The organism is Tianweitania sediminis (assembly GCF_017813335.1).
In the GTDB taxonomy this organism is placed as follows: Bacteria; Pseudomonadota; Alphaproteobacteria; order Rhizobiales; family Rhizobiaceae; genus Tianweitania; species Tianweitania sediminis.
Genome location: NZ_JAGIYY010000010.1, coordinates 150,798 through 170,421, shown reverse-complemented (window position 1 = coordinate 170,421; position 19,624 = coordinate 150,798). Strand labels below are relative to the sequence as shown.

Annotated in this window: 21 protein-coding genes; 3 read left to right on the top strand and 18 right to left on the bottom strand. The window is 61.2% G+C overall.

Translation table 11 applies throughout. The features are described from left to right. Positions 1–37: 37 nt before the first annotated feature. The 12 genes from J5Y06_RS20560 to J5Y06_RS20505 form a co-directional block, all read right to left on the bottom strand. A complete protein-coding gene (locus J5Y06_RS20560) occupies positions 38–1,228 on the bottom strand; it encodes an NAD(P)/FAD-dependent oxidoreductase (RefSeq protein ID WP_209337067.1) in 1,191 nt (396 codons plus the stop codon). Continuing rightward, complete coding sequence (locus J5Y06_RS20555) at positions 1,225–1,947, bottom strand: methyltransferase domain-containing protein (RefSeq protein ID WP_209337066.1); 723 nt, start codon at positions 1,945–1,947, stop codon at positions 1,225–1,227. The genes J5Y06_RS20560 and J5Y06_RS20555 overlap by 4 nt, the downstream gene beginning before the upstream one ends. After that, a complete protein-coding gene (locus J5Y06_RS20550) occupies positions 1,947–3,017 on the bottom strand; it encodes a type III polyketide synthase (RefSeq protein WP_209337065.1) in 1,071 nt (356 codons plus the stop codon). The genes J5Y06_RS20555 and J5Y06_RS20550 overlap by 1 nt, the downstream gene beginning before the upstream one ends. Before the next feature lie 145 nt (positions 3,018–3,162). Next, positions 3,163–3,516, bottom strand: a complete 354-nt coding sequence (locus J5Y06_RS20545; RefSeq protein ID WP_209337064.1) for a cupin domain-containing protein — start codon at positions 3,514–3,516, stop codon at positions 3,163–3,165. Positions 3,517–3,543: 27 nt separating this feature from the next. Then, on the bottom strand, positions 3,544–4,929 hold the full coding sequence (locus tag J5Y06_RS20540) for an NAD(P)/FAD-dependent oxidoreductase (protein ID WP_209337063.1): 1,386 nt from the start codon (positions 4,927–4,929) through the stop codon (positions 3,544–3,546). Positions 4,930–4,953: 24 nt separating this feature from the next. After that, positions 4,954–6,069 (bottom strand): ABC transporter ATP-binding protein, encoded by a 1,116-nt coding sequence (locus J5Y06_RS20535; protein ID WP_209337062.1) that lies wholly within the window; start codon positions 6,067–6,069, stop codon positions 4,954–4,956. Continuing rightward, complete coding sequence (locus J5Y06_RS20530) at positions 6,066–6,863, bottom strand: ABC transporter permease (RefSeq protein ID WP_209337061.1); 798 nt, start codon at positions 6,861–6,863, stop codon at positions 6,066–6,068. The genes J5Y06_RS20535 and J5Y06_RS20530 overlap by 4 nt, the downstream gene beginning before the upstream one ends. Beyond that, positions 6,863–7,732: an ABC transporter permease gene (locus J5Y06_RS20525; RefSeq protein ID WP_209337060.1), complete on the bottom strand. Its 870-nt coding sequence runs from the start codon at positions 7,730–7,732 to the stop codon at positions 6,863–6,865. The genes J5Y06_RS20530 and J5Y06_RS20525 overlap by 1 nt, the downstream gene beginning before the upstream one ends. Before the next feature lie 4 nt (positions 7,733–7,736). Beyond that, entirely contained in the window at positions 7,737–8,801 is a 1,065-nt protein-coding gene (locus tag J5Y06_RS20520) for an extracellular solute-binding protein (protein ID WP_385932013.1), read from the bottom strand. Positions 8,802–8,856: 55 nt separating this feature from the next. Continuing rightward, positions 8,857–9,483 carry a helix-turn-helix domain-containing protein gene (locus tag J5Y06_RS20515; RefSeq protein WP_245248183.1) on the bottom strand — a complete coding sequence of 209 codons (627 nt, stop codon included), beginning with the start codon at positions 9,481–9,483 and terminating at the stop codon, positions 8,857–8,859. Positions 9,484–9,605: 122 nt separating this feature from the next. Further along, the gene (locus J5Y06_RS20510; RefSeq protein ID WP_209337057.1) at positions 9,606–10,610 is read right to left on the bottom strand and encodes an NADPH:quinone oxidoreductase family protein; all 1,005 of its coding nucleotides are present in this window, start codon (positions 10,608–10,610) and stop codon (positions 9,606–9,608) included. A gap of 46 nt (positions 10,611–10,656) precedes the next feature. Beyond that, complete coding sequence (locus J5Y06_RS20505; protein WP_209337056.1) at positions 10,657–12,237, bottom strand: class I adenylate-forming enzyme family protein; 1,581 nt, start codon at positions 12,235–12,237, stop codon at positions 10,657–10,659. A 327-nt stretch (positions 12,238–12,564) separates the two neighbouring features. On the opposite strand from J5Y06_RS20505, the gene J5Y06_RS20500 reads away from it, so the two are divergent. Together J5Y06_RS20500 and J5Y06_RS20495 are read left to right on the top strand one after the other, a co-directional pair. Next, the gene (locus tag J5Y06_RS20500; RefSeq protein WP_209337055.1) at positions 12,565–12,972 is read left to right on the top strand and encodes a gamma-glutamylcyclotransferase family protein; all 408 of its coding nucleotides are present in this window, start codon (positions 12,565–12,567) and stop codon (positions 12,970–12,972) included. 83 nt (positions 12,973–13,055) lie between these two features. Further along, the gene (locus J5Y06_RS20495; protein ID WP_209337054.1) at positions 13,056–13,502 is read left to right on the top strand and encodes a DUF2383 domain-containing protein; all 447 of its coding nucleotides are present in this window, start codon (positions 13,056–13,058) and stop codon (positions 13,500–13,502) included. 82 nt (positions 13,503–13,584) lie between these two features. On the opposite strand, the gene J5Y06_RS20490 is transcribed toward J5Y06_RS20495, so the two are convergent. Continuing rightward, positions 13,585–13,776 (bottom strand): hypothetical protein, encoded by a 192-nt coding sequence (locus J5Y06_RS20490; RefSeq protein WP_209337053.1) that lies wholly within the window; start codon positions 13,774–13,776, stop codon positions 13,585–13,587. Between the two features lie 185 nt (positions 13,777–13,961). Here J5Y06_RS20490 and J5Y06_RS20485 point away from each other — a divergent pair, with 185 nt between their 5' ends. Then, positions 13,962–14,366: a DUF983 domain-containing protein gene (locus J5Y06_RS20485; RefSeq protein WP_209337052.1), complete on the top strand. Its 405-nt coding sequence runs from the start codon at positions 13,962–13,964 to the stop codon at positions 14,364–14,366. Between the two features lie 10 nt (positions 14,367–14,376). Here J5Y06_RS20485 and J5Y06_RS20480 read toward each other — a convergent pair whose 3' ends face one another. The 5 genes from J5Y06_RS20480 to cobT form a co-directional block, all read right to left on the bottom strand. Continuing rightward, positions 14,377–14,751 carry a hypothetical protein gene (locus J5Y06_RS20480; protein ID WP_209337051.1) on the bottom strand — a complete coding sequence of 125 codons (375 nt, stop codon included), beginning with the start codon at positions 14,749–14,751 and terminating at the stop codon, positions 14,377–14,379. Further along, positions 14,752–15,606, bottom strand: a complete 855-nt coding sequence (locus J5Y06_RS20475) for a TIGR02587 family membrane protein (protein WP_342453469.1) — start codon at positions 15,604–15,606, stop codon at positions 14,752–14,754. Between the two features lie 55 nt (positions 15,607–15,661). After that, the gene (locus J5Y06_RS20470; RefSeq protein ID WP_209337050.1) at positions 15,662–17,743 is read right to left on the bottom strand and encodes an NAD(+) synthase; all 2,082 of its coding nucleotides are present in this window, start codon (positions 17,741–17,743) and stop codon (positions 15,662–15,664) included. Positions 17,744–17,833: 90 nt separating this feature from the next. After that, a complete protein-coding gene (gene cobF, locus J5Y06_RS20465; RefSeq protein WP_209337049.1) occupies positions 17,834–18,595 on the bottom strand; it encodes a precorrin-6A synthase (deacetylating) in 762 nt (253 codons plus the stop codon). A 4-nt stretch (positions 18,596–18,599) separates the two neighbouring features. Further along, positions 18,600–19,613 (bottom strand): nicotinate-nucleotide--dimethylbenzimidazole phosphoribosyltransferase, encoded by a 1,014-nt coding sequence (gene cobT / locus J5Y06_RS20460; RefSeq protein WP_209337048.1) that lies wholly within the window; start codon positions 19,611–19,613, stop codon positions 18,600–18,602. Positions 19,614–19,624 lie beyond the last annotated feature (11 nt).

Here is a 19,624-nt window from a genome sequence, read left to right as displayed (position 1 = left end):
CGTGGCATCGAATGTCTGCCTATTCGCATGAAGAGCTTTAGTGGCTTTGCAGCGCGGCGATCGACTTGGTCTTGCCGCTGAGCGCGGCACCCGCTGTCAGCACTGCGGGCGCTAGGCCTGCAAGCCCACCAGCCAAGCCCGCGGTTCGTGGATGAACTGCAATGCGCGCGAGAACCGAAGCAACGCGGATGCGCGTCGCAAACTGCCTGCGCCAAGCGGCCGTGTAGACCTGTCCAGCCGCAGCCCGTCCCGCCTGCGTCGAGGCGTCGACACGGGAAAGCGCTTCCGCCAAGAGCCAGCCGGACTGGATCGACATGGATATTCCTTCTGCGATGATCGGATGAGACTCACCAGCCAGGTTGCCGACCCGAAACACGTCGTCTGCATAGGCTTTTCGCACGCCCGGCCTGATCGGCCCTGCGGCGAGCCAAGGCCCGTCCTGACGCGCAGCGCCAATCACCTGCCGCGCCCCCCGGCAGGTGGCGAGGATGTGCCGGTGAACGGCTTCGGAAGCCGATGAGCAATCATGAACCCGCCTTGCTTGCGCCAGCGCATCCCTGCGGACGCAACAGGACAAGGAAAGGCGCCCATCATCTGCCCACACGATGCCTCCATAGCCTCCCGGGAAGAACAGCAGGGGCATCAGGTCGGCATCGAGATCCGCCGAGCGAAAATGTGCCTTGAAGCCAAGGAAATCGCCGGGTCGGTTGACCTTTGCCAAGTTCGTCGGAAGTGCACCCGGCTCCCAGGAGCCATGCGCCGCGATCACCGCCGGCGCGTTGATCGACTGTTCGGCACCGTCAATGGAAATGCGCACCGTCTTTTCCATGGTGCCATGATGAAGGGCCAGCGCCTTTGCCGGCTGCAACACAGTCACCCCGGCCTCCCGCGCCTTATCCAAAAGCAGCGCGTCTAGAACATCGCGCCCCAGTGCGCGCCCGAAACTGCCTCCGCGTCCCGCAGGCATGGGCGCATCCACAGTCCTCTGTCCTGAAAACAGCGCGAGGCGCCTGATTTCCGGACCGGCCCTTTTTCGCCAAACGTGACCGAAGCCAATTGCGTCGAGCACGGCTGTGCTCGTGCCCGACATGAACTCCCCACAAACCTTCCGGCGCGGAAAGGTTGTTTTCTCGACCAGAGCGACTGACCAGCCGCGCCGAACCAAGGTCAAAGCTGCCGTGGATCCCGCGGGCCCGCCGCCGATCACAATGGCATCGTAGCTGTTCATGAGTGGCCGCCTTGCCGGATAGCAGCAAAAGCATGGGTGAACAGGCCGCGGCGCTTCTCGATTGTAGTTGTGTGCTCATTGAGCGGCCACAAGGCGCTGAGTTCGCGCCCCGCGAAGCCGGCGCGCACACTTGCTGGCGCATCGTGGCGGGTCACATCGTTTGCACCGATCACGCGCAGCATTCGGGACGCCAGAAGCGGGAACGGCGTGCGTAGCGGTTCCGTCGCAAGAAAAACAGGAGCCATCTCAGCGAACCTTTCGAAGAGGTGGGAAAGGTCTTGGTCCCCGAAATGATGCAGAAAAAGATTGGCCGTGATCACATCGAATCGCTCGTCCGCCGCCGATGACACCCACTCGAAGATGTCGCTCTGCACCACTTTCGCCTGCCAGCCGAGCGCCGCGAAATCGCTTAGACAGGATGCTGAAACAAGCGACTGGCGATCAAGCAGAACAAGCTCCACATTCGGCCAGTGGCGCTTCAGCCGCCGCGCCACGGCCACCATGAAGCGGCCATCACCCGACCCGATTTCGAGAACGCGCTTGGGTTGGGGAACGTGGGCGAGCAGCAGCTCGGCCATAAGGCGGTCCTGCAGCATCAGACGGTTCAGCCGCCGTAGATCCTTCCGCGACTGTACGGCACGAGGATCGTCCTCAGGCAGGTCATCTAGGATCTCCGGCAGAACGAGCCGCGACGCAAGGCTTGACGATCCGGTCTTCATCAGACTGTCTCGAACAAAGCCGTTTCCGCCGTGAGCCCCGGGCCGAAAGCCATGGCACAACCGTTCAAGCCGCTTGACTGCGCCGCAAGCATCTTGCCGAGCACGAACATCACGGTTGCCGACGACATGTTTCCGGTATCGCGCAAAACCTCGCGCGAGGTTGCCAGCGCATCGCTTGGCAGTTCCAAAGCCCGTTCAACCGCGTCAAGAACGGAACGACCGCCGGGATGAACGGCCCAGAGGTCCACGTCGTCCACGGCCCGATCTTTCAACACGACATGCGCCTTGTGGCGCAGCGTCTCTTCGATCGCAAGCGGCACCTGCCCCGACAACACCATGTCGAAGCCGTCGTCGCGCACGCTCCAGCTCATGAGGTCCTTGGTGTCCGCGGCAAGAAGCGACGTGAAACTGTTGAGCTGTATGCCATGGGGGTCGGATGTCACCAGCGCCGCGGCACATCCATCCCCCCATAGGCAGAACGACAAAAGCTTTTCCATGTCGCGTGTTTCCCGCAGGTGAAGCGTACAAAGCTCGATGTTCACCACGAGCACTCTGGCACTCGGCTCGGACCGCACGATGTGGCGGGCGAGCTTCAAACCGTTGATCGCTGCGTAGCACCCCATGAAGCCAATGATCGTGCGTTCCACGGAAGGGGAAAGGCCGCACCCAGCGATGATTTCCAGGTCGATGCCCGGTGCCGAAAAACCCGTGCAGGTCGTCACGATCAGATGCGTGATCTTGCTCTTGTCTTCGCCAAGTTCGAGTTGCTCCACCGCGCGGATGGCCAGGCCATGGGCGTTGGCGGCAAAAAGGGACATGCGCTCGGCAGTGCCTGGGAACGCTCCGCGCGCAAACAAGCCGGCCTGATCCACAGCCGGGCCGTCCGGGTCATCGGCCGGCTTGATGCAGGAATAGCGGTGATCAATCCCGCCGCGCTCGGCCATTCGGTTGAACAGGGCCTGATGCCTGGGCGTTTCACTCAATTGCGACGCTGCGAACTGAAGGAAGTAGCCATGCACTTCGTTGGGAGGCACGGCGGTGCTGATGCGATTGATGTAGGCGCCCGTCATGCAACCTCGATGCAAAGAAGAGATATGCCGGCCCAATCCCGGCGCATCGGGTCGGTTCCCGTTGCTCCGAAGCTATCACTCCATTGTCATTGCGAGCCGGCGCCGAGTGCAGGAAAGCCGCCGAAGTGCCTGGCGGAGCGACGTGTCAGTCGCTCTGGATCAGGTACAACTTGCGCGTTCTCTCGATGATGCACCATTCACCCTTCCACCCGCGCGGGAGCACAAGAAGATCACCTGCGCCAAGCTTTCGCTTTTGACCTTCAGCATCAGTCATCTCGACCACACCTGAAATGAAGTGACAAATCTCGGTTGAGGTTGAGCGGTCCGCTGTGAAGCGCCCCGGCGTGCATTCCCAAACCCCGACCTCGAGACGTCCATCGGGAGACTGCCAAAGGGTGGTGGCAGCTTCCTGCTGGTCGCCTTCCAACGATGTCGGCTTTGGCTTGAAGTTCTCGAGCTCGACCGCGGCGAGGCTCTTGAAGGTTTCGAGATCAATCATGGGAGGTTCTCGCCAGCTTTTCGGTTTTCAATGTCCGGTAATCCTATCGGCCAAGGCGGCCAACCGCGACGAGCGCGTCATGCCTCGCTCTTCCCGCTCGTCCGCCATGCGGTAAAGCTGGTACATGGAATGGACGCCAAGCCAGCGCAGCGGCTCGGGCTCCCATTTGCGCACGGACCGGTTGACCCATGGCAGCCGAACCAGGTCTGTCTGTCGTCCAAGCACAAGGTCCGTGAGGGTGCGGCCCGATAGGTTCGAGCTGGAAACGCCGAGGCCGACGTACCCCCCTGCCCAGCCGATTCTGGTTTTCGGATCAAGTCCAACCGTTGTGCACCAGTCGCGCGGCACGCCAAGCACGCCGCACCAGGCATGATCGATGCGCAAATGCGCGGCTTGCGGAAGGAGCCGCTTCAAGATCGCATGCAACTTGTCGATCGTCGCCTGCTGTGTCTGGCCGTTCACGTCGGTTGCCGAGTTGAATCGGTAGGGCACGCCGCGTCCGCCCATGGTTATGCGGCCTTCGCGTGTGCGCTGGGCATAACAGTAGGCATGAGCGGTGTCGCCAAGCAGTTCATGGCCTTGCCAGCCGATCTCGGCCCACAGCGCGTCGGGGACCGGTTCGGTCACGATCTGCGCGCTGTTGAGAGCAAGCCACGTCCGTTCCTCCCCAGGAAGCTGTGCCGTAAAACCTTCTGTGGCCCGGATGATGGTTTCTGCCCGTACCGTGCCGCGGTTCGTGAAAACCTCCCCCGGCGCGATCTTCGTCACCGTGGTCTGCTCGAAGATTTCGACGCCGAGCCGCTCAACAGCTGCAGCCAGTCCCTGCACAAGCTTAACGGGCTGCACCCTCGCCTGTCCGTTGATCACATAGCCGCCCAGCACGTTGTGCACGTTGATGCGGGCCTTCGCCTCGCTGGCGTCGAGCCATTGCATGCGCGAGGGGTCGAAGTCCCAAGCGCGCGTGTCGGCGAATTCGGCCTTGGCGCGCTCGAGCTGCGGCTCGTTCGTGGCGACGGTCAGATTGGCGGTGCGTCGGATATCAGCGTCAATGCCTTCCGCTTCGGCCACGCGGATCACTTCGTCCACGGTGCCTGCCATTGCCTTTTGCATGGCCATGACACCCTCGCGTGACGACGTCTTGAGGTACTTTTCACGCGACCAGCCAAAGCCGCCGGAAAGCCAGCCGCCATTGCGCCCCGATGCGCCGAACCCAGCAAACTCCCGCTCCAGGATTGCGATCCGCAGGTCGGGCTGCGCCCGCTTCAGGTAGTAGGCCGTCCAAAGCCCGGTGTAACCGGCGCCGACGATCGCAACATCCACTTTCCGGTCACCCGGCAAAGGAGGACGTGGGGCAGGCAGCCCCCCGATATCGGCATACCAGAAGGAGATGTCACCATTGCGCTTCGCATGCATGGGTCTGCTCTTTCGCGAGGAAAATCAGGTCAGTGTGGTGTCGGCGGTGCTGTCGTCAGCGAGCAGTTTGGCGTCGGCGCCCCGGAAACAAAGCTCGACCGCATCGCCGATCGCAAAGCTTTGGTCTGTCAGGGAAGAGCGGACGATCCCCGTTGAGCCATCGCGCAGCAACACCTCGTATTTGGAACCGGAGCCGAGATAGATCGCTTCGGACACGGTTCCAGAAAGGCGGTTTTCATTGTCGCTGCGATCCACACCCGGTTTGCGCATCACCAGCTTTTCCGGCCTGAGCAGCATCACCGGCCGGTCCGTGTCGCGGTGTCTGCGCGGAACCGTCACCGTCTCTCCCGCGACATCCAGCGCAGTGCTTGACCCATCGGAACGCGCGGCCCCCCGCAGCACCGTGGAGTCTCCGATAAAGCGCCCGACGAACAGCGTTTCGGGCGCGTCATAAAGGTCGTGCCCGGTCCCGATCTGCTCGATCCTGCCGCGGTTGAACACAGCGATCCGGTCGGAAAGCACAAGCGCTTCTTCCTGGTCGTGCGTGACGTAAACGAATGTCGTTCCGAGCTCGCGGTGGATGCGCTTGATTTCCAGCTGCAGCCATTCGCGCAGCTTCTTGTCCAACGCACCGAGCGGCTCGTCCATGAGGAGCAGCGGTGGATCAAAAACGATTGAGCGCGCGAGCGCGACGCGTTGTTGCTGCCCACCGGAAAGTTCGCTTGGATAGCGATACGCGAAGTCCGCCATCTTCACCATGTCCAAGGCGCGGCGAACGCGCGTTTCCAGTTCCGCCTTACCCACGCCGCGCAGCCGCAGGGGATAGGCGACATTGCGCCCGACGGTCATGTGCGGAAACAAGGCGTAGTGCTGGAACACCACACCGATGTTGCGCTTGTGAGCCGGGACGCCGACGACGTTGCTCCCGCCGATCTGCAAGGTTCCGGACGAAACTTCCGTGAAACCCGCCACGACATTGAGTGTCGTGGTCTTGCCTGAACCGCTTGGCCCCAGCAGGGTCATGAACTCGCCCGGCTGAATCTGCAGCGAAATGTCATCCAGCGCTTTGAAGCTGCCGTAGGCCTTACTGACGCGCGACAGTTCGATCGCCGCTCCGCGCTGTTCCCGTAACCCGTTCAAACGCCGCTCCTTCTTTCGCGCCCCAGCAAGAGCAGACCGCCGCCGATCAGGATTGTGGTGACACACAGCAGGATGGTCCCCACGGCAGCCACCGTGGGATCCGCATCCCGGGTGATGGACGTGAAGATCTGAACCGGTAGCGTCTTGAGGTAGGGGCTGGTGATGAACAGCGACACGATGATTTCGTCAAAAGAGGTTACGAACGCAAACAGGAGGCCTGAAAGGATGCCTGGCGCAATCAGTGGCAGGGTCACGGTTCGGAAGGTCGCCAGACGACCCGCGCCGAGGCTCGCCGCTGCCGTTTCCAATCGCTTGTCGAAGACTTCAAGGCTGGCCTGAACGGCAATCAGAACAAAGGGAAGAGCAAGGATCGTGTGCGCCAACACAAATCCTGTCATCGTGCCCACCAGTTGTGCGTCCAGATAAACTGCGTAGATGCCGATCGCCAGCACGACGCCGGGTACCACCATCGGGGTCAGCAGAAGCATGCGCAAGAGGCCTGCAGTGCGGGCACGCATCCGATCAAGACCGAAAGCGGCCAATGTTCCCAGCACCGTGGCAAGGATCGCAACAATCGTCGCAACCTTGAGCGAGTTCAGGAAACTGGTGGACCACTCCGGGTTGGTCGTGAAGTTCGAATACCACTGCCAGGAAAAGCCTTGCGGCGGAAAGGCCAGCGACTTGTTCTGATTGAACGACATCGGGACGACCACCAGCGTCGGCGCAATCAGCCAAACGGCAACAAGCAGGCAGGAAAGGCCGAGCAGCACGCGCGTGAACGGATGCATGGCCATCACCGTGCCGCCAGCTTGTAGCGCTGCCGCATGAGAGGTCCGGCAAGGGCCAGAAGAAGGAAAGTCGCCACGAGGAGCACCACACCCATGGCGCCACCCCTGCCCCATTGCAGGAGACTGAGAACCTGATTTTGGACCAGGGTCGACAGCATGGTGGAGCGCGGTCCGCCAAGCAGTGCAGGCGTGATATAGAAGCCCAGAGCAAGGATGAAGACGATGATCGCGCCGGCGTAAACGCCGGGCAAGGAAAGCGGCAGGTAAACGCTGAAGAAAGCCCGAGGCGGTGCAGCGCCGAGGCTTCGAGCCGCCTGCACCAGCCTCAGATCGATGCCCTTCATCACGGAATAAAGCGGCAGGATCATGAACGGCAGCAGGATCTGCGCCATGCCGATGATCACTCCGGTTTGCGTTCGGATCAGGCGGATACCTTCGAACCCGCCTGCCCGCAAAACCATGTTGATGATGCCCGAATCTTGCAAAAGGATCATCCACGCCAAGGTGCGCACCACGCCGCTGACCCAGAACGGGATGAGCACGCAAAGCGTCAGCAACAGTCGGATCTTTGGCCCTGCCACTGACATGGCGTATGCATAGGGATAGGCGCAGATGACGCAAACCACCGTGACCCAGGCCGCCATGGTGAAGGTCCGTTGCAGCACCACCAGATTGACCGGCGTGCCGAAAAACCAGACGTAGTTCTGGAAGCCCCATTCGGGATCGTTGAAGCTTCGCAGAACAATGGTTGCCAGCGGGATCCCGATAACAGCAACAAGAAGCACGAGTGCCGGCAAGGCAAGAGCAAGCGGACGTAGGGAGCGCCGGGAGGCGCTTCCTGTGTCTTCTTCCGCTCGTGCAGCACCCGCGCTCATGGCGTCAGCCGCCGGCCATCATTGCACTCCATTTTTCCTGCGTGGTGTCGAAGTTGTCCACCCAGAACTTGATGTTCTGCTGATAGCCCTGCGCTTGCCGCTCCGGGGTGTTGGTAAGGAAGGCAGCAACGGCCGGCTCCACCTCAGGCTTCGCCTCGGTGTTGATCGGCGTGTAGGAGGTCTTTTCGGTGAGGATCTCCTGCGCTTCCTTGCCGAGATAGGCGTTGATGAGCGCATGCGAGGCATCGGGATCCTTGACGCCAACCGGGATCGTCAACTGGTCCATCACCACCAGCCAGTCCTGCCACGCCGGCGTATACTGCGCGCCGTTCTTCACCGCCGTCATCGCGCGACCCGTCCACATCATCGCCATGTCGGCTTCGCCGGATTCGATCAGCTGCTGTGATTCCGCGCCCGTTTTCCAGAAGATGGTGTCCGGACCAAGCTGGCGCACCTTATCGATGGCCGTGTCGATGTCGTCGGCGGTCATGGCCTTCGGATCGCCGCCCGTGGCGCGGAAGGCCTGCTCGAGCAGTCCGCCCGTGAAGTCGCCGGAGCCGTCGATACCGCGAACACCCGGGAACTTCTCCGTGTCGAAAAAGTCGAGCCAGGTCTGTGGCGGATTATCCTTGTACTTCTCGGTGTTGTACATCAGCACGACACCATAGTTCATCGCGGGAACGGAACACTCGCTGGTCTGTCCTTCCGGGATCTTGGAGGTGTCGATCTTGCTGAAGTCGAGCTTCTGGAACAGCGTGCCGCAATGGACATAGGGAGGGAAATCGGCGGTATCGACGACATCCCAGGTCACATTGCCGGATTCCACCTGCGCCTGCACCTTCGCGATCTCGGTAGGTCCGTCGCTCAAGAGCGTTACGCCGGACTTTTGGACGAAGTCCTGGAGCGCCGCCAGCTGACCGTCCTGGAAAATACCGCCGAAGGACGCAAAGGTGAGTGTCTTCCCCTTGAGTGACCCTTCCGCGACCTCGCCCGCGACCGGCGCGTCCTGCGCAACAGCTGTTGCAGCCCCCAGCCCAAGCAGCGCGACCGCTGCGGTTGTAGTGATCATTGAACGCAGACGCTGATTCATTCTCATTCTCCCATTGGCTCGCATGAAATCGTCGTCATCGGGCCGCGAGCGGTGTCCAGGCGACGTATTCGTCAAGTTCTTCCCCGCGCGATGTCGGCGGGGCGATGATCCACATCACTTCCGCTCGGCTGTTGCCGATGTTTTCCGTTCGATGCGGTGTTGATGTCGCATATTCAATGCTGTCCCCTTCTTCGAGCACATGCCGGCTCTCGCCCAGGCTGACTTCCACCACGCCCCGCAAAACAACAAGAATCTCGTGAGCGTCGCCATGAGTGTACAAGTTGGGACCGGTCGATCCGCCGATCTCGAATTCCCCGCCGTAAACTTCCATGTCTCGGATTGGCGGACGGGAAAGCAGCGTCTTGCGGCAGCCATGGCTGGCTGGCAGGCTCGGGCGGCGGCTGCGCGGCAGGACGCCTGCACTGGAAGGTGCCACAGGCCCCTCGAAGAGAAGCGCAACGCTGACGCCCAGCGCTGACGCGATCTGGTTGAGCGATGCCGTGCTCGCGCCTGTCAACCCTCGTTCGAGCTGGCTGATGAAGCTGGCGCTTGCATCCGTCATTTGAGCGAGCTGGCGCAAAGTCAGCCGACGCCGAAGCCGCAAGTCTCGAACGCGCTGTCCAAGCTCAGTTGGCTCAGGCGCCGACACCTTCCATTCCATGACTTGCATCGACGACTTCAAGCGTTCCCCAACAGCAAACGAGCGTCACTGAACAAAGCGTACAGTCGGGCTGTACGGAGTGCAAGTGAACTCGCGAAGCTGTTGAGGGGTCTTTTCGCGCCTCAGGAAGCTGCTACGTCGATCACGACCTTACCGGCCGTTTGCCGCGAGGCGAGCATCTTCAGGGCCTCGGCTGCCTGTGCCAGAGGATAGCGTGCATGGATGTGCGGCTTGATCTTGCCGCTGGTGTAAAGCTCGAGCAGTTCGGCTGTCGCATTACGATGAGCTGCTGGCTCCCGGTCAATGGCCGCGCCCCAGAAGATGCCTTTAACATCACATCCCTTCAACAAGGGAAGGTTGAGCGGGAGCTTCGCGATGCCGGCTGGGAAGCCCACAACCAGGTACCGCCCCTTCCAGGCGATAGAGCGAAGCGCCGGCTCGGAATAGTCACCGCCCACCGGGTCGTAGATGACATTCGGTCCTTCCGAACCGCAGATGGCCTTGAACTCGGTGGCGAGCGCCTTTTGCGCAGCGGAGTCGAGTGCACCCTGCGGGTAAACGAGACCGTCATCCGCGCCGGCGGCCTTCGCGATCTCCAGCTTTTCCTGCGAAGACACGGCGGCAATGACCCGCGCACCCATTGCCTTGCCGAGTTCCACTGCTGCCAGCCCGACGCCACCTGCAGCTCCTAGTACGAGAAGCGTTTCGCCGGGCTTCAGACCGCCGCGCTCGCCAAGAGCGTGGTAGGAGGTGCCGTAGGTCATCAGAAAGGCGGAAGCCTCTTCAAACGGCATCGCGTCGGGGATCACGAAGACTCGCGGTGCTTTCGCAACGACCTGTTCGGCCATGCCGCCCCATCCGAGCATTGCAAGCACCCGGTCACCGACCTGAAACCCTTCGACGCCGCTGCCGATGGCGTCGATCGTTCCTGCGACTTCCGCGCCGGGCGAAAACGGCCGCTGCGGCTTGAACTGGTAGCGGTCCTCGATGATCAGGAGATCCGGAAAATTGACTCCCGCTGAAGCCACGCGGATCCGAACCTCCCCCTGTGCCGGTTCTGGCGAAGCGGCTTCTCCGATCTGCAGCGTGTCGGGGCCACCGACGCTGTGGCTCAGCAGTGCCTTCATGGATCTTCCTTTTCGGTTCGTTCGCTTGAGGAGGCGGCGGTTAGCCTTAGGAGGCGGGCAACTGCTCGCGAAGAGTGGTCTTCAGGATCTTGCCGTTCGGGTTGCGCGGCAACGGCTCATCCAGGAAGCTGATGCTGTCGGGGACCTTGTAGTCAGACAGGCGCTCGGCACACCATGCCTTGAGGGAAGCAGGATCCTGCGGTCGGCCGTCGCTCCAAACGAAGGCATGCACCTTTTCTCCCAGAACCGGGTCGGGCTTGCCGATCACCGCCACTTCAACAACATCCGGATGGTAGGACAAGGTGCTCTCCACCTCGATGCAATAGACCTTGAATCCGGCTCGGTTGATCATATCCTTCTTGCGGTCATGAACATAGATGAAGCCGTTTTCGTCCTTGGATCCGACATCGCCTGAAAGCCAGTAGCCGCCCACAAAGCCTTTCGCGTTGGCATCGGGATTGTCCCAATAGCCGGGAACCACCATCGGCCCGGCAATCATGATTTCCCCGGAGGTGCCCGAAGCAACCTCGACGCCATTTTCATCCACCACGATCATGTCGGCGCAGGGCAAGGCCTTGCCGACTGAGGTGGGATGCGTAGCGATGGCACCGAACGGCAGCAGTGTGGAAGGCGAAGTCGTTTCAGTTGATCCGTAGCAGTTCACGAGTTGCAGGTCCGGCAGGGTCTGGGCGAGCCGCTCAACCGTGGCCGCTGGCATTGGTGCGCCACCGAAGCCGGCTTTCGTCCAAGACTTGAGATCATACCGGGAAAAGTTCGGATCAAGCAGGCACAGATTGTACATGGCCGGCACGATCAGCGTGTAGCTCATGCGCTCACGCTCTGCGAGTTCGAGGAAATGTTTGGCCTTGAAAGCCGGCATGATCACCGTGGTGCCCGCGCAGCGGATCATGGTGAGCAGGATTGCCACCAGCCCCGTGACATGAGAACCCGGAACGGCCAGCACACCGACGTCGCTCTCGTTTAGCTGAAACCCATGCTGATAGTGCATCACAGAATGCACCACCCCGAAGTGGCTCAGCATCGCTCCCTTGGGCCGGCCGGTGGTGCCGGACGTATAAAGCAGGCAATACGTGCTTTCCTCCGGCAGCTCCGGAAAGTCGATGCTGCTTCCGGCCCGTTCCAGGTCGGCGAAAGGCATGCCGCGCCCAGACCCTGACACGCACACCACATGCTGAACGGAAGGCATCTCCTCGGCATCCGGCAGGTTGACCTCCTGCTCGGCATCGTACACGAGAACCGCGGCCGTGCATTGCTGAAGCACAAAGGCGATTTCCGGTCGCCGCTGGCGAACATTCATGGGTACAGCGATCAACCCTGCCCGCGCCGTTGCCATCGTGCAAACCGCGAATTCGATCGTGTTGCCCATCAGCAGCGCGACCCGATCCCCGGGCGCCAGACCGAGGCTCAACAGGTTCGCGGCGACGGCTGAAACTTTGGCGTCGAAGTCGCGGTAAGTGAGCCGCGTGTCACCAAGCACCAGCGCAACCTGATCCGGTGCGTGCGCAACGGCATCACGCAAGAGCTGGTCGACATTGGCCGGCCGCTCCGAAAAACACCGCACCACGCGGCCATAGTGTACCTCGTGACGAATGGCAGGCTCAGTCATGTCGTTCCATCTCGGCCAACCTGGCAGGCATCATCCACATCGCTGCCGCGGGGCTGGCCATGCAAAGGCTCCCTGCCTGCACCTGCAAAGGGATCAGTCGTGCTGCCAAGCCTTTCTAGGAGAACTCAAGCGCCGCCTGCATTCTCCGCATCCATTGCTGAACAACGGAGCTCCTCCCCGCTGCCTGCGAAACATCCGGCTTCGCTGTCGTCCTGTCAATCGTTTGGTTGGCAGGGCGCGATGCGTTTTCATCCCGGTATCGCGAGCGTGAGCTGCCGTGAAGCGAAACCATGGAACGCGTGGATCGCGACCGACTTATCTGCGGCTATGAAAACAGTCTTCGTATACGGCACGCTCAAGGCGGGCTTTCCTTTTCATCCTCTTGCTTTGTCCGAGGCGCAGTTCCTTGGCACGGTTCAAACCGCGCAAGCCTATCCCCTCATGATTGCGGCCGATTTCTTTGGGCCCATGATGCTGGATCGACCCGGCGAAGGACTGGTCGTCCATGGAGAGCTTTATGCTGTGAAGCACGACCAGCTTCCGGTGCTCGATCGGCTGGAAGATCTCGGCGCTTCCGGAAGCTTCCGCACCACTTTGCAAGTGGAACCGGAAGGCGGCGGCCTTCGACAGGAGGCCATCGGATATATGAAGGACGAAAGCTGGCTGAAGCCGCTCCACAGCGGCTACCTGTCCGATTATCAGGATCGCCGCTTCATTCCCCCCTGGAACCGATGAACCTTACGCAATGGCGCAGCGTCGCGCATGGAACTTCCGTCGCGCCTCTGGATTGGTTTGGCTCTAACAGAAGGGAAAGCTTTATGGTCACCACAGTCGGCACCGAATCCACTTTTGAAAAGCTGGTTCAGAACCTCATCATCCTCGAACATGACGCGATCGCCGCGTACGAGTCGACGATTCAGAAACTCGAGGATCCCACATCCAAGGCGAAAATCAGCGAATTTAAGGCTGATCACGACAGCCACGTTGCCGAGCTGACCCGCATGGCGGGGACGCTGGGAGTATCTGCTCCGCAAGAAGGCGACATGAAGGAATACCTGACCACCGGCAAGATTGCTCTTGCTTCGATGGTCGGCGATAAGACCATCCTCAAGGCGATGTCGACCAACGAGATCGAAACGAAGATGGCCTATGATCAGGCTTCGAAGAACACCGTCGCCACGCCGGAAGCCCGGACTTTCTTTCAGAAGGCACTTGCTGACGAAACGCGACACAAGGCCTGGATGGATACTGCAGCAGAAAGCTGAGGACCGATCGGGTCATCTAAAGATGATGCTTGGCGGCTTCGCTCGCGAGTGAGCGCTGAAGCCGCCAAGCCACGAGATTTATCTAGCGCAGGGCCGGCGTGGCGCTCTCACCGGACTGCTTGCCATTGTTCAGGCGTGCTTGGCGCAGCCGCTCGGTTTTGGCTTCGCGCGCTGCGATCTCGGCATCCAGAATCGACTTTGCAGCCTTGGTCGTGGCGTCGGCCTTTTGCGTCGCCCGGATCTGCCCCGGTGCAAACTGTACATCTTTTTGCATGATTGCGTCCCTGCTACTCTTGCATCTGCCTAATTAGGGCCGGTCCAAGCCAAGCCTAGGTGCGGAGGCAAGGAAGATGGGTTACCTTCCGATCGTCTGGCGAGCAGAGCTCACCTAATCAATGCGGAACAGGTTGCGGCGCCCCGCAGGTTCTAGAAGCAGCCAGCAGCGGACCAGATCACGATATGGAAGACTACGAACCGACCACCAACCCGGCACTGACCGGCATCAAAGGGCGCTGTCCCCGGTGCCAGAAAGGTCATCTGTTTTCCGGCTTTCTCACGCTCTCGCAACGCTGCGAAGTCTGCGGCCTGGATCTGACCTTCGCCGATCCCGCCGACGGACCGGCCTTCTTCGCCATGTCTATCGTAGCCGTACCGGCCCTCGCCTTTGCGCTCTGGTTTCAACTGTCCTTCGAGCCGCCATGGTGGGCGCACCTTTTCGTCACCCTACCTTTTACGGTCCTCGGCTGTTTGCTGCTGCTTCGGCCGATCAAGGGCTGGCTCGTCTGCTCGCAATATTTTCACAAGGCAGAACAAGGCTCGATCGACGAGCAATACCACGCCCGCAAAGGCTCGGACGAGACCTGAGCCTGTTTCCTCACGGCTGTTGATAGCCGAGCGAGCGCAACTTCAGATCGAACTCCGCCGGGTTATGGGTGAACCAAACCCCGCCCGTTTCTGTAGACCCACGCGGCACATAATCGAACGTGACGTCGCTGCGCTCCACCACCGCGCCATTGCGGGTGAGGAGGCCTTCGACGCGGTAAGCTGCTGCCGTGGCCTCCGATACGTTTCGTGCGCTGAAGGTCACGACGTAACCCTCGCCCTGGTCGATGATCCCGTCCACAGCCAGCTCGATCATCGGCGCTTGTTCTGGCGCCCCGCCGAGATCATGGGCAACAACAACAAACGTCGTGCCTGTGACCACCAGCCCTATGGCCGCACAGATCCATTCTGCTGCAGGCTTGGCCATTCAAACCACCAGGCGCGCAATGCCAGCGCCGATCGACGCCGGGAATGCCAGAACCACAGACATGGCTGCGGCGAGCGAAAGCGAAACATCATCCATTCTGCCGAAGGTCCACAAAACATAGGCGCTGCAGGCAAGTGCAAGCGCATAGCCTACCACGCTGTAGTGAGCGAAGGTCAGCAAGAACCCTGCCCCGTCCGGGCGCTCTTCCTGGCCCGCGAATCCCACGGTGTAAACAAAAGCGTGTAGGATCAGGATGGAGCAGGCCATCAACGCCAACGCCTTCGAGGGCGTGATGCTGACGGTTATAAGGAGCATTTCTTCCGTTGGAGCCACGTTGAAACCGACAAACAACGCGCCGCCCAACATCAGGATCAGCTGTCCGAAATAGCCAGCGCGACCTTCGTTCGTTTGCTCGCTCTCATTCTCATCGCGCTCATCGCCAAGCTGCTTGGTGGCGAGCACCGCTCCCATGCCAGCGGGAACGGCCTGGAGAGCTATGATCTCCAGCGCGCCGGCTACGGTTACATCTTCGGGGAATACGCCAAAAAGCCAGAGCAGCATGCCGCTTGAGATCATGCCGACGGCGAAGGCGATGACCCCGTCGAGCGTTGCATCCAACCATCCATCCGACGTCTCGAAGCCGCTGAAGAAAGCGAGGACGATCATCAGAACCAGTCCAAAGCCGAGGAAAAGGAGAAAGCGCAGCGGCTCGATGTAAGAGGCGATCGACCACATCTCCATTGTCATGAACAGCGGCAGCGCAAAGATGATGGCGCCGGCGAAGGCACGCGCGAGGCCGATCAGAAAGGCTCTGTTCGTGCCGCCCGATCCTGCCAGCACCTTCCGGTCATTCACCCGATTCGTTTCCCCCTAAACCCAGCCATAAGCGAAGTTCCTACCCGTCGGACCTTCAGCTCTTAGGGACATTTCGTTCCAACTCCTCGAGCCAGGCAGCCGCGCTGCTGTCGGACGGCGCCCGCCAATCCCCTCGCGGCGAAAGGGACCCGCCCGACGACACCTTTGGTCCATTCGGCATGGCGGATCGCTTAAATTGCGCGAAGGCAAAGAACCGGCGGATGAAAACCTCCAGCCATTTCCGAATCGTGGGAAGGTCGTAGCTGCGCCGCCCGTCGTCTGGAAAGCCGGTGGGCCAATCGCTGGTGGACCCTTCTTTCCACGCCTGCCAGGCGAGGAAGGCGATCTTGGACGGCTTCAACCCGTAGCGCAGGGTGTAGAACAAGTTGAAGTCCTGCAACTCATAGGGCCCGATCGCGGCCTCCGTACTTTGGGGCTTCTCCCCTTCCTCCACTGGAACGAGTTCCGGCGAAATCTCGGCCGCGAGAATGGAAGCAAGTGTTTGGCCGACTTCGTTGTCGAACTGACCTGAAGAAATCACCCAACGGATCAGATGCTGGATCAACGTCTTCGGCACGCCGGAATTGACGTTGTAGTGCGCCATCTGATCGCCAACGCCATAGGTGCACCAGCCGAGCGCGAGTTCGGACAGGTCGCCGGTGCCGACGACGATGCCTTTATGTTGGTTGGCCAGGCGGAACAGATAATCGGTCCGCAGACCCGCCTGGACGTTTTCGAAGGTGACGTCATAAACCGGCTCGCCACGCCCGAAAGGATGCCCCATGTCCTTCAGCATCTGCGTTGCCGTGGCGCGGATGTCGAGTTCTTCCGCCGTGACACCCAGCGACTTCATCAGCGCGTGAGCGAACCCCTTCGACTTCGCGCCCGTGGCAAATCCAGGCATTGTGTAGCCAAGGATCCGCGAACGCGGCAGGCCGAGCTGATCCATCGCTTTCGCAGCGACGATTAGGGCATGGGTGGAGTCCAGCCCTCCGGACACGCCGATCACCAGGTGCTTCGTGTTGATCGCCTTGATGCGCTGGGCAAGACCGGCGACCTGGATGTTGTAGGCCTCATAGCAGTCCTGTTCGAGCCGCTCCTCATCGGCCGGAACAAAGGGGAAGCGGTCGATCGCTCGATGGAAGCCGACGTCGTGCGCCGGCGGCTCGACAAGGAACGGTATGATCCGAAAGTGGTATGGCTCGATTCCCTGCGCCACTCTGTTGTCGTTGAAGGTCCCCATCGCGAGGCGTTCTTGCCGAAGGAGATCGAGATCGACGTCAGCCAGCGTCACCTGCTTGTCGCGGCTGAAGCGCGGCCCCTCGGCAAGGAGAACGCCGTTTTCGAAGATCGACGTTTGTCCATCCCAAGCCAGATCGGTAGTCGATTCTCCCGTTCCGCCAGCAGCGTAGACGTAAGCCGACAGGCAGCGGACGGAGAAAGATTGGCAGAGCTGGGACCGTGCGCGCGCGCGACCAATGGTGATGGGGCTGCCGGAAAGGTTTGCGACAACAGTGGCTCCCGCGAGCGCTAGCGTCGCCCCCGGCGTGTGCGGGATCCACATGTCTTCGCAGATCTCGATGCCAACGGTCAGGCTCGGAACGTCTTCTGCCTGGAACAGGAGATCGGTTCCGAACGGAACAAGGTCCCCCGCCACGACGATGTCTTCACCGACGATATCGCTTCCGGATGCGAAATGCCGCGCTTCATAGAACTCGCGATACGTCGGCAGGTAGGTTTTCGGCACGACCCCAAGAATGTCGCCCCGGTGGATCGCGACGGCGCAGTTATAGATTCGAGCATTGTGGCGCAGGGGGGCTCCGACGATCACAAGGGTCATCCATTCGGCCGATGCCTCGCGGATCTTGTCCAAGCCTGCTTCAACGGCATCAAGGAGAACGTCCTGATGAAACAGATCCTCGATCGCGTAGCCGGACAAGCACAGTTCAGGGAACACCGCGACGGCGGCAGCCTGCGCGTGGCACTCTTCAGCCGCGTTAATGATCGCCTGCGCATTGCTCTGGGGATCCGCAACATGGGAAAGGTTCACGCAGGCGGCCACGCGTGCAAAGCCATGGCGGTAGATCGAAGCGAAATCCGGGAAAGTGGTTGGCTGGCCGCTTGTTGTATTCAGCATTACCCCTCCATGCACGAGGTGGCATTCCCCGCGCCTTGCAATGTTCGTGCGGGCCCGATGAAGACCGCACGAAATGAGATAGAGCAGAGCCTAAGAGTTGGAACGGCGAAGAAGAAGGTAGGTGTCCATGATCCAGCCGTGTTTTGCTCGGGCTGCTTCGCGGACAGCAACGATCTCGCTCCCCACGGCTGAAAGCGGACCCTCGACAAGGATCTCGTCTTTCGTCCCGAGATAAGCGCCCCAGAAGATCGTGAAGGCGGAGGCCTCGAGATGCTGGAAGGAGCACTCGCCATCGAGCATCACCACAGCGGTGTCCACGCCTGCCGGAAACCCGTCGCGCAACTGCCGGCCCGTTGTGACCACCACCGGATCGCCAATCTTGTTAAGCGGGATACGATGGCTGGCGCAAAGCTGCTGAATGCTGGTGATGCCAGGAATGACCTCGATCGACAGATCAAAGGGCGCAAGGCCTTTGAGGCGTTCGATGATCCGCAGCGTGCTGTCGTAGAGCGACGGGTCGCCCCAAACGAGAAAGGCGGCAGCGCCCTCCTCGTTCGTTTCGGCTTGCAGCAGATCCCGGTAGGTTGTGGCGATTGCCTGGTGCCAATCGTGCACCCCCTTTCGGTAGTCGCCCGACTGATCCCGTACCGGCAGATCGAACTCGACGATGCGAGTCTCGGGGTTGGTGACGAAGCGGGCGCAGATCTGACGGCGCACTTCCGCCAGGTCGTCTTTCGCTTCGCCCTTGCGCGGGATCAAAACGACGTCGGCACGGTTGACCGCACTCACCGCCTGCACGGTCATGTGCTCGGGATTGCCCGTACCGATGCCGATCACCAGAAGCTTGCGCATCAAATCAGCCGTCGGACACGCCGGCTTCGGCAAAGGTTGCCATGCCATTGTGACAGGCAATTGCACCGCGCAGAATGTTGACGGCGAGGCAAGCGCCCGACGCCTCTCCAAGCCGCATGCCGAGGTCGAGCAGCGGCTTCAACTGCATGGCATCGAGCAGGCGTCGGTGCCCTGCTTCAGCCGAGACATGCGCGGCCCAGGCGTGCGCAAGACCGTCGGGGTCAAGACTGGCAAGCGGCAAAGCGGCGGCGGTACAAACGAAACCATCGAGCAGCACGGGCACGCGTTGATGCCGTGCAGCAAGCGTCGCGCCGAACATTGCGGCGAGTTCCCGCCCGCCAACGCGGCGCAGGGCTTCGATCGGGTCCTTGAGAGCGTCGCCATGGCAGGTCACCGCATCATCCACGGCCGACGCCTTGCGCCGGAGGCCGTCGTCATCAACGCCGGTGCCGCGCCCGACCCAGTCTGCGCCCGCGCCGCCAAGAAGCGCAGTTGATAAAGCCGCGGCAACGGTAGTGTTGCCGATGCCCATCTCTCCGAGCACGATCAGATCCGGCCGATCCTTGACAGCGTCATAGCCGGCATTCACCGCTTCAAGCAGCGCCTCTTCGTCCATGGCCGGTGCAACCGTGAAGTCGGCCGTTGGCCGGTCGACGTGGAGCGGTATCACCGTCAAGGACGCGCCGACCTGTTTTGCAAGCTGGTTGATGGCGGCGCCGCCCGCTTCGAAATTGCCAACCATCTGCGCTGTCACTTCCGCCGGAAAAGCCGACACCCCCCGTGCGGTAACGCCGTGCGAGCCGGCAAACACGAACACCTCGACCCGATCGAGCTTCGGCTTGACCCGCCCCTGCCAGCCGGCGAGCCAGACAGCCAGCTCTTCCAGCCGGCCAAGACTGCCGGGCGGCTTGGTAAGCATGCCCTCGCGGTCGCGCGCCTGCTTTTCCGCCTCGGGATCGCGAGCCGGAAGGTCGCTGCACGCTTTGCGAAGCTCTTCGATAGAGGTGAAACGACCCAAAATTCTACTCC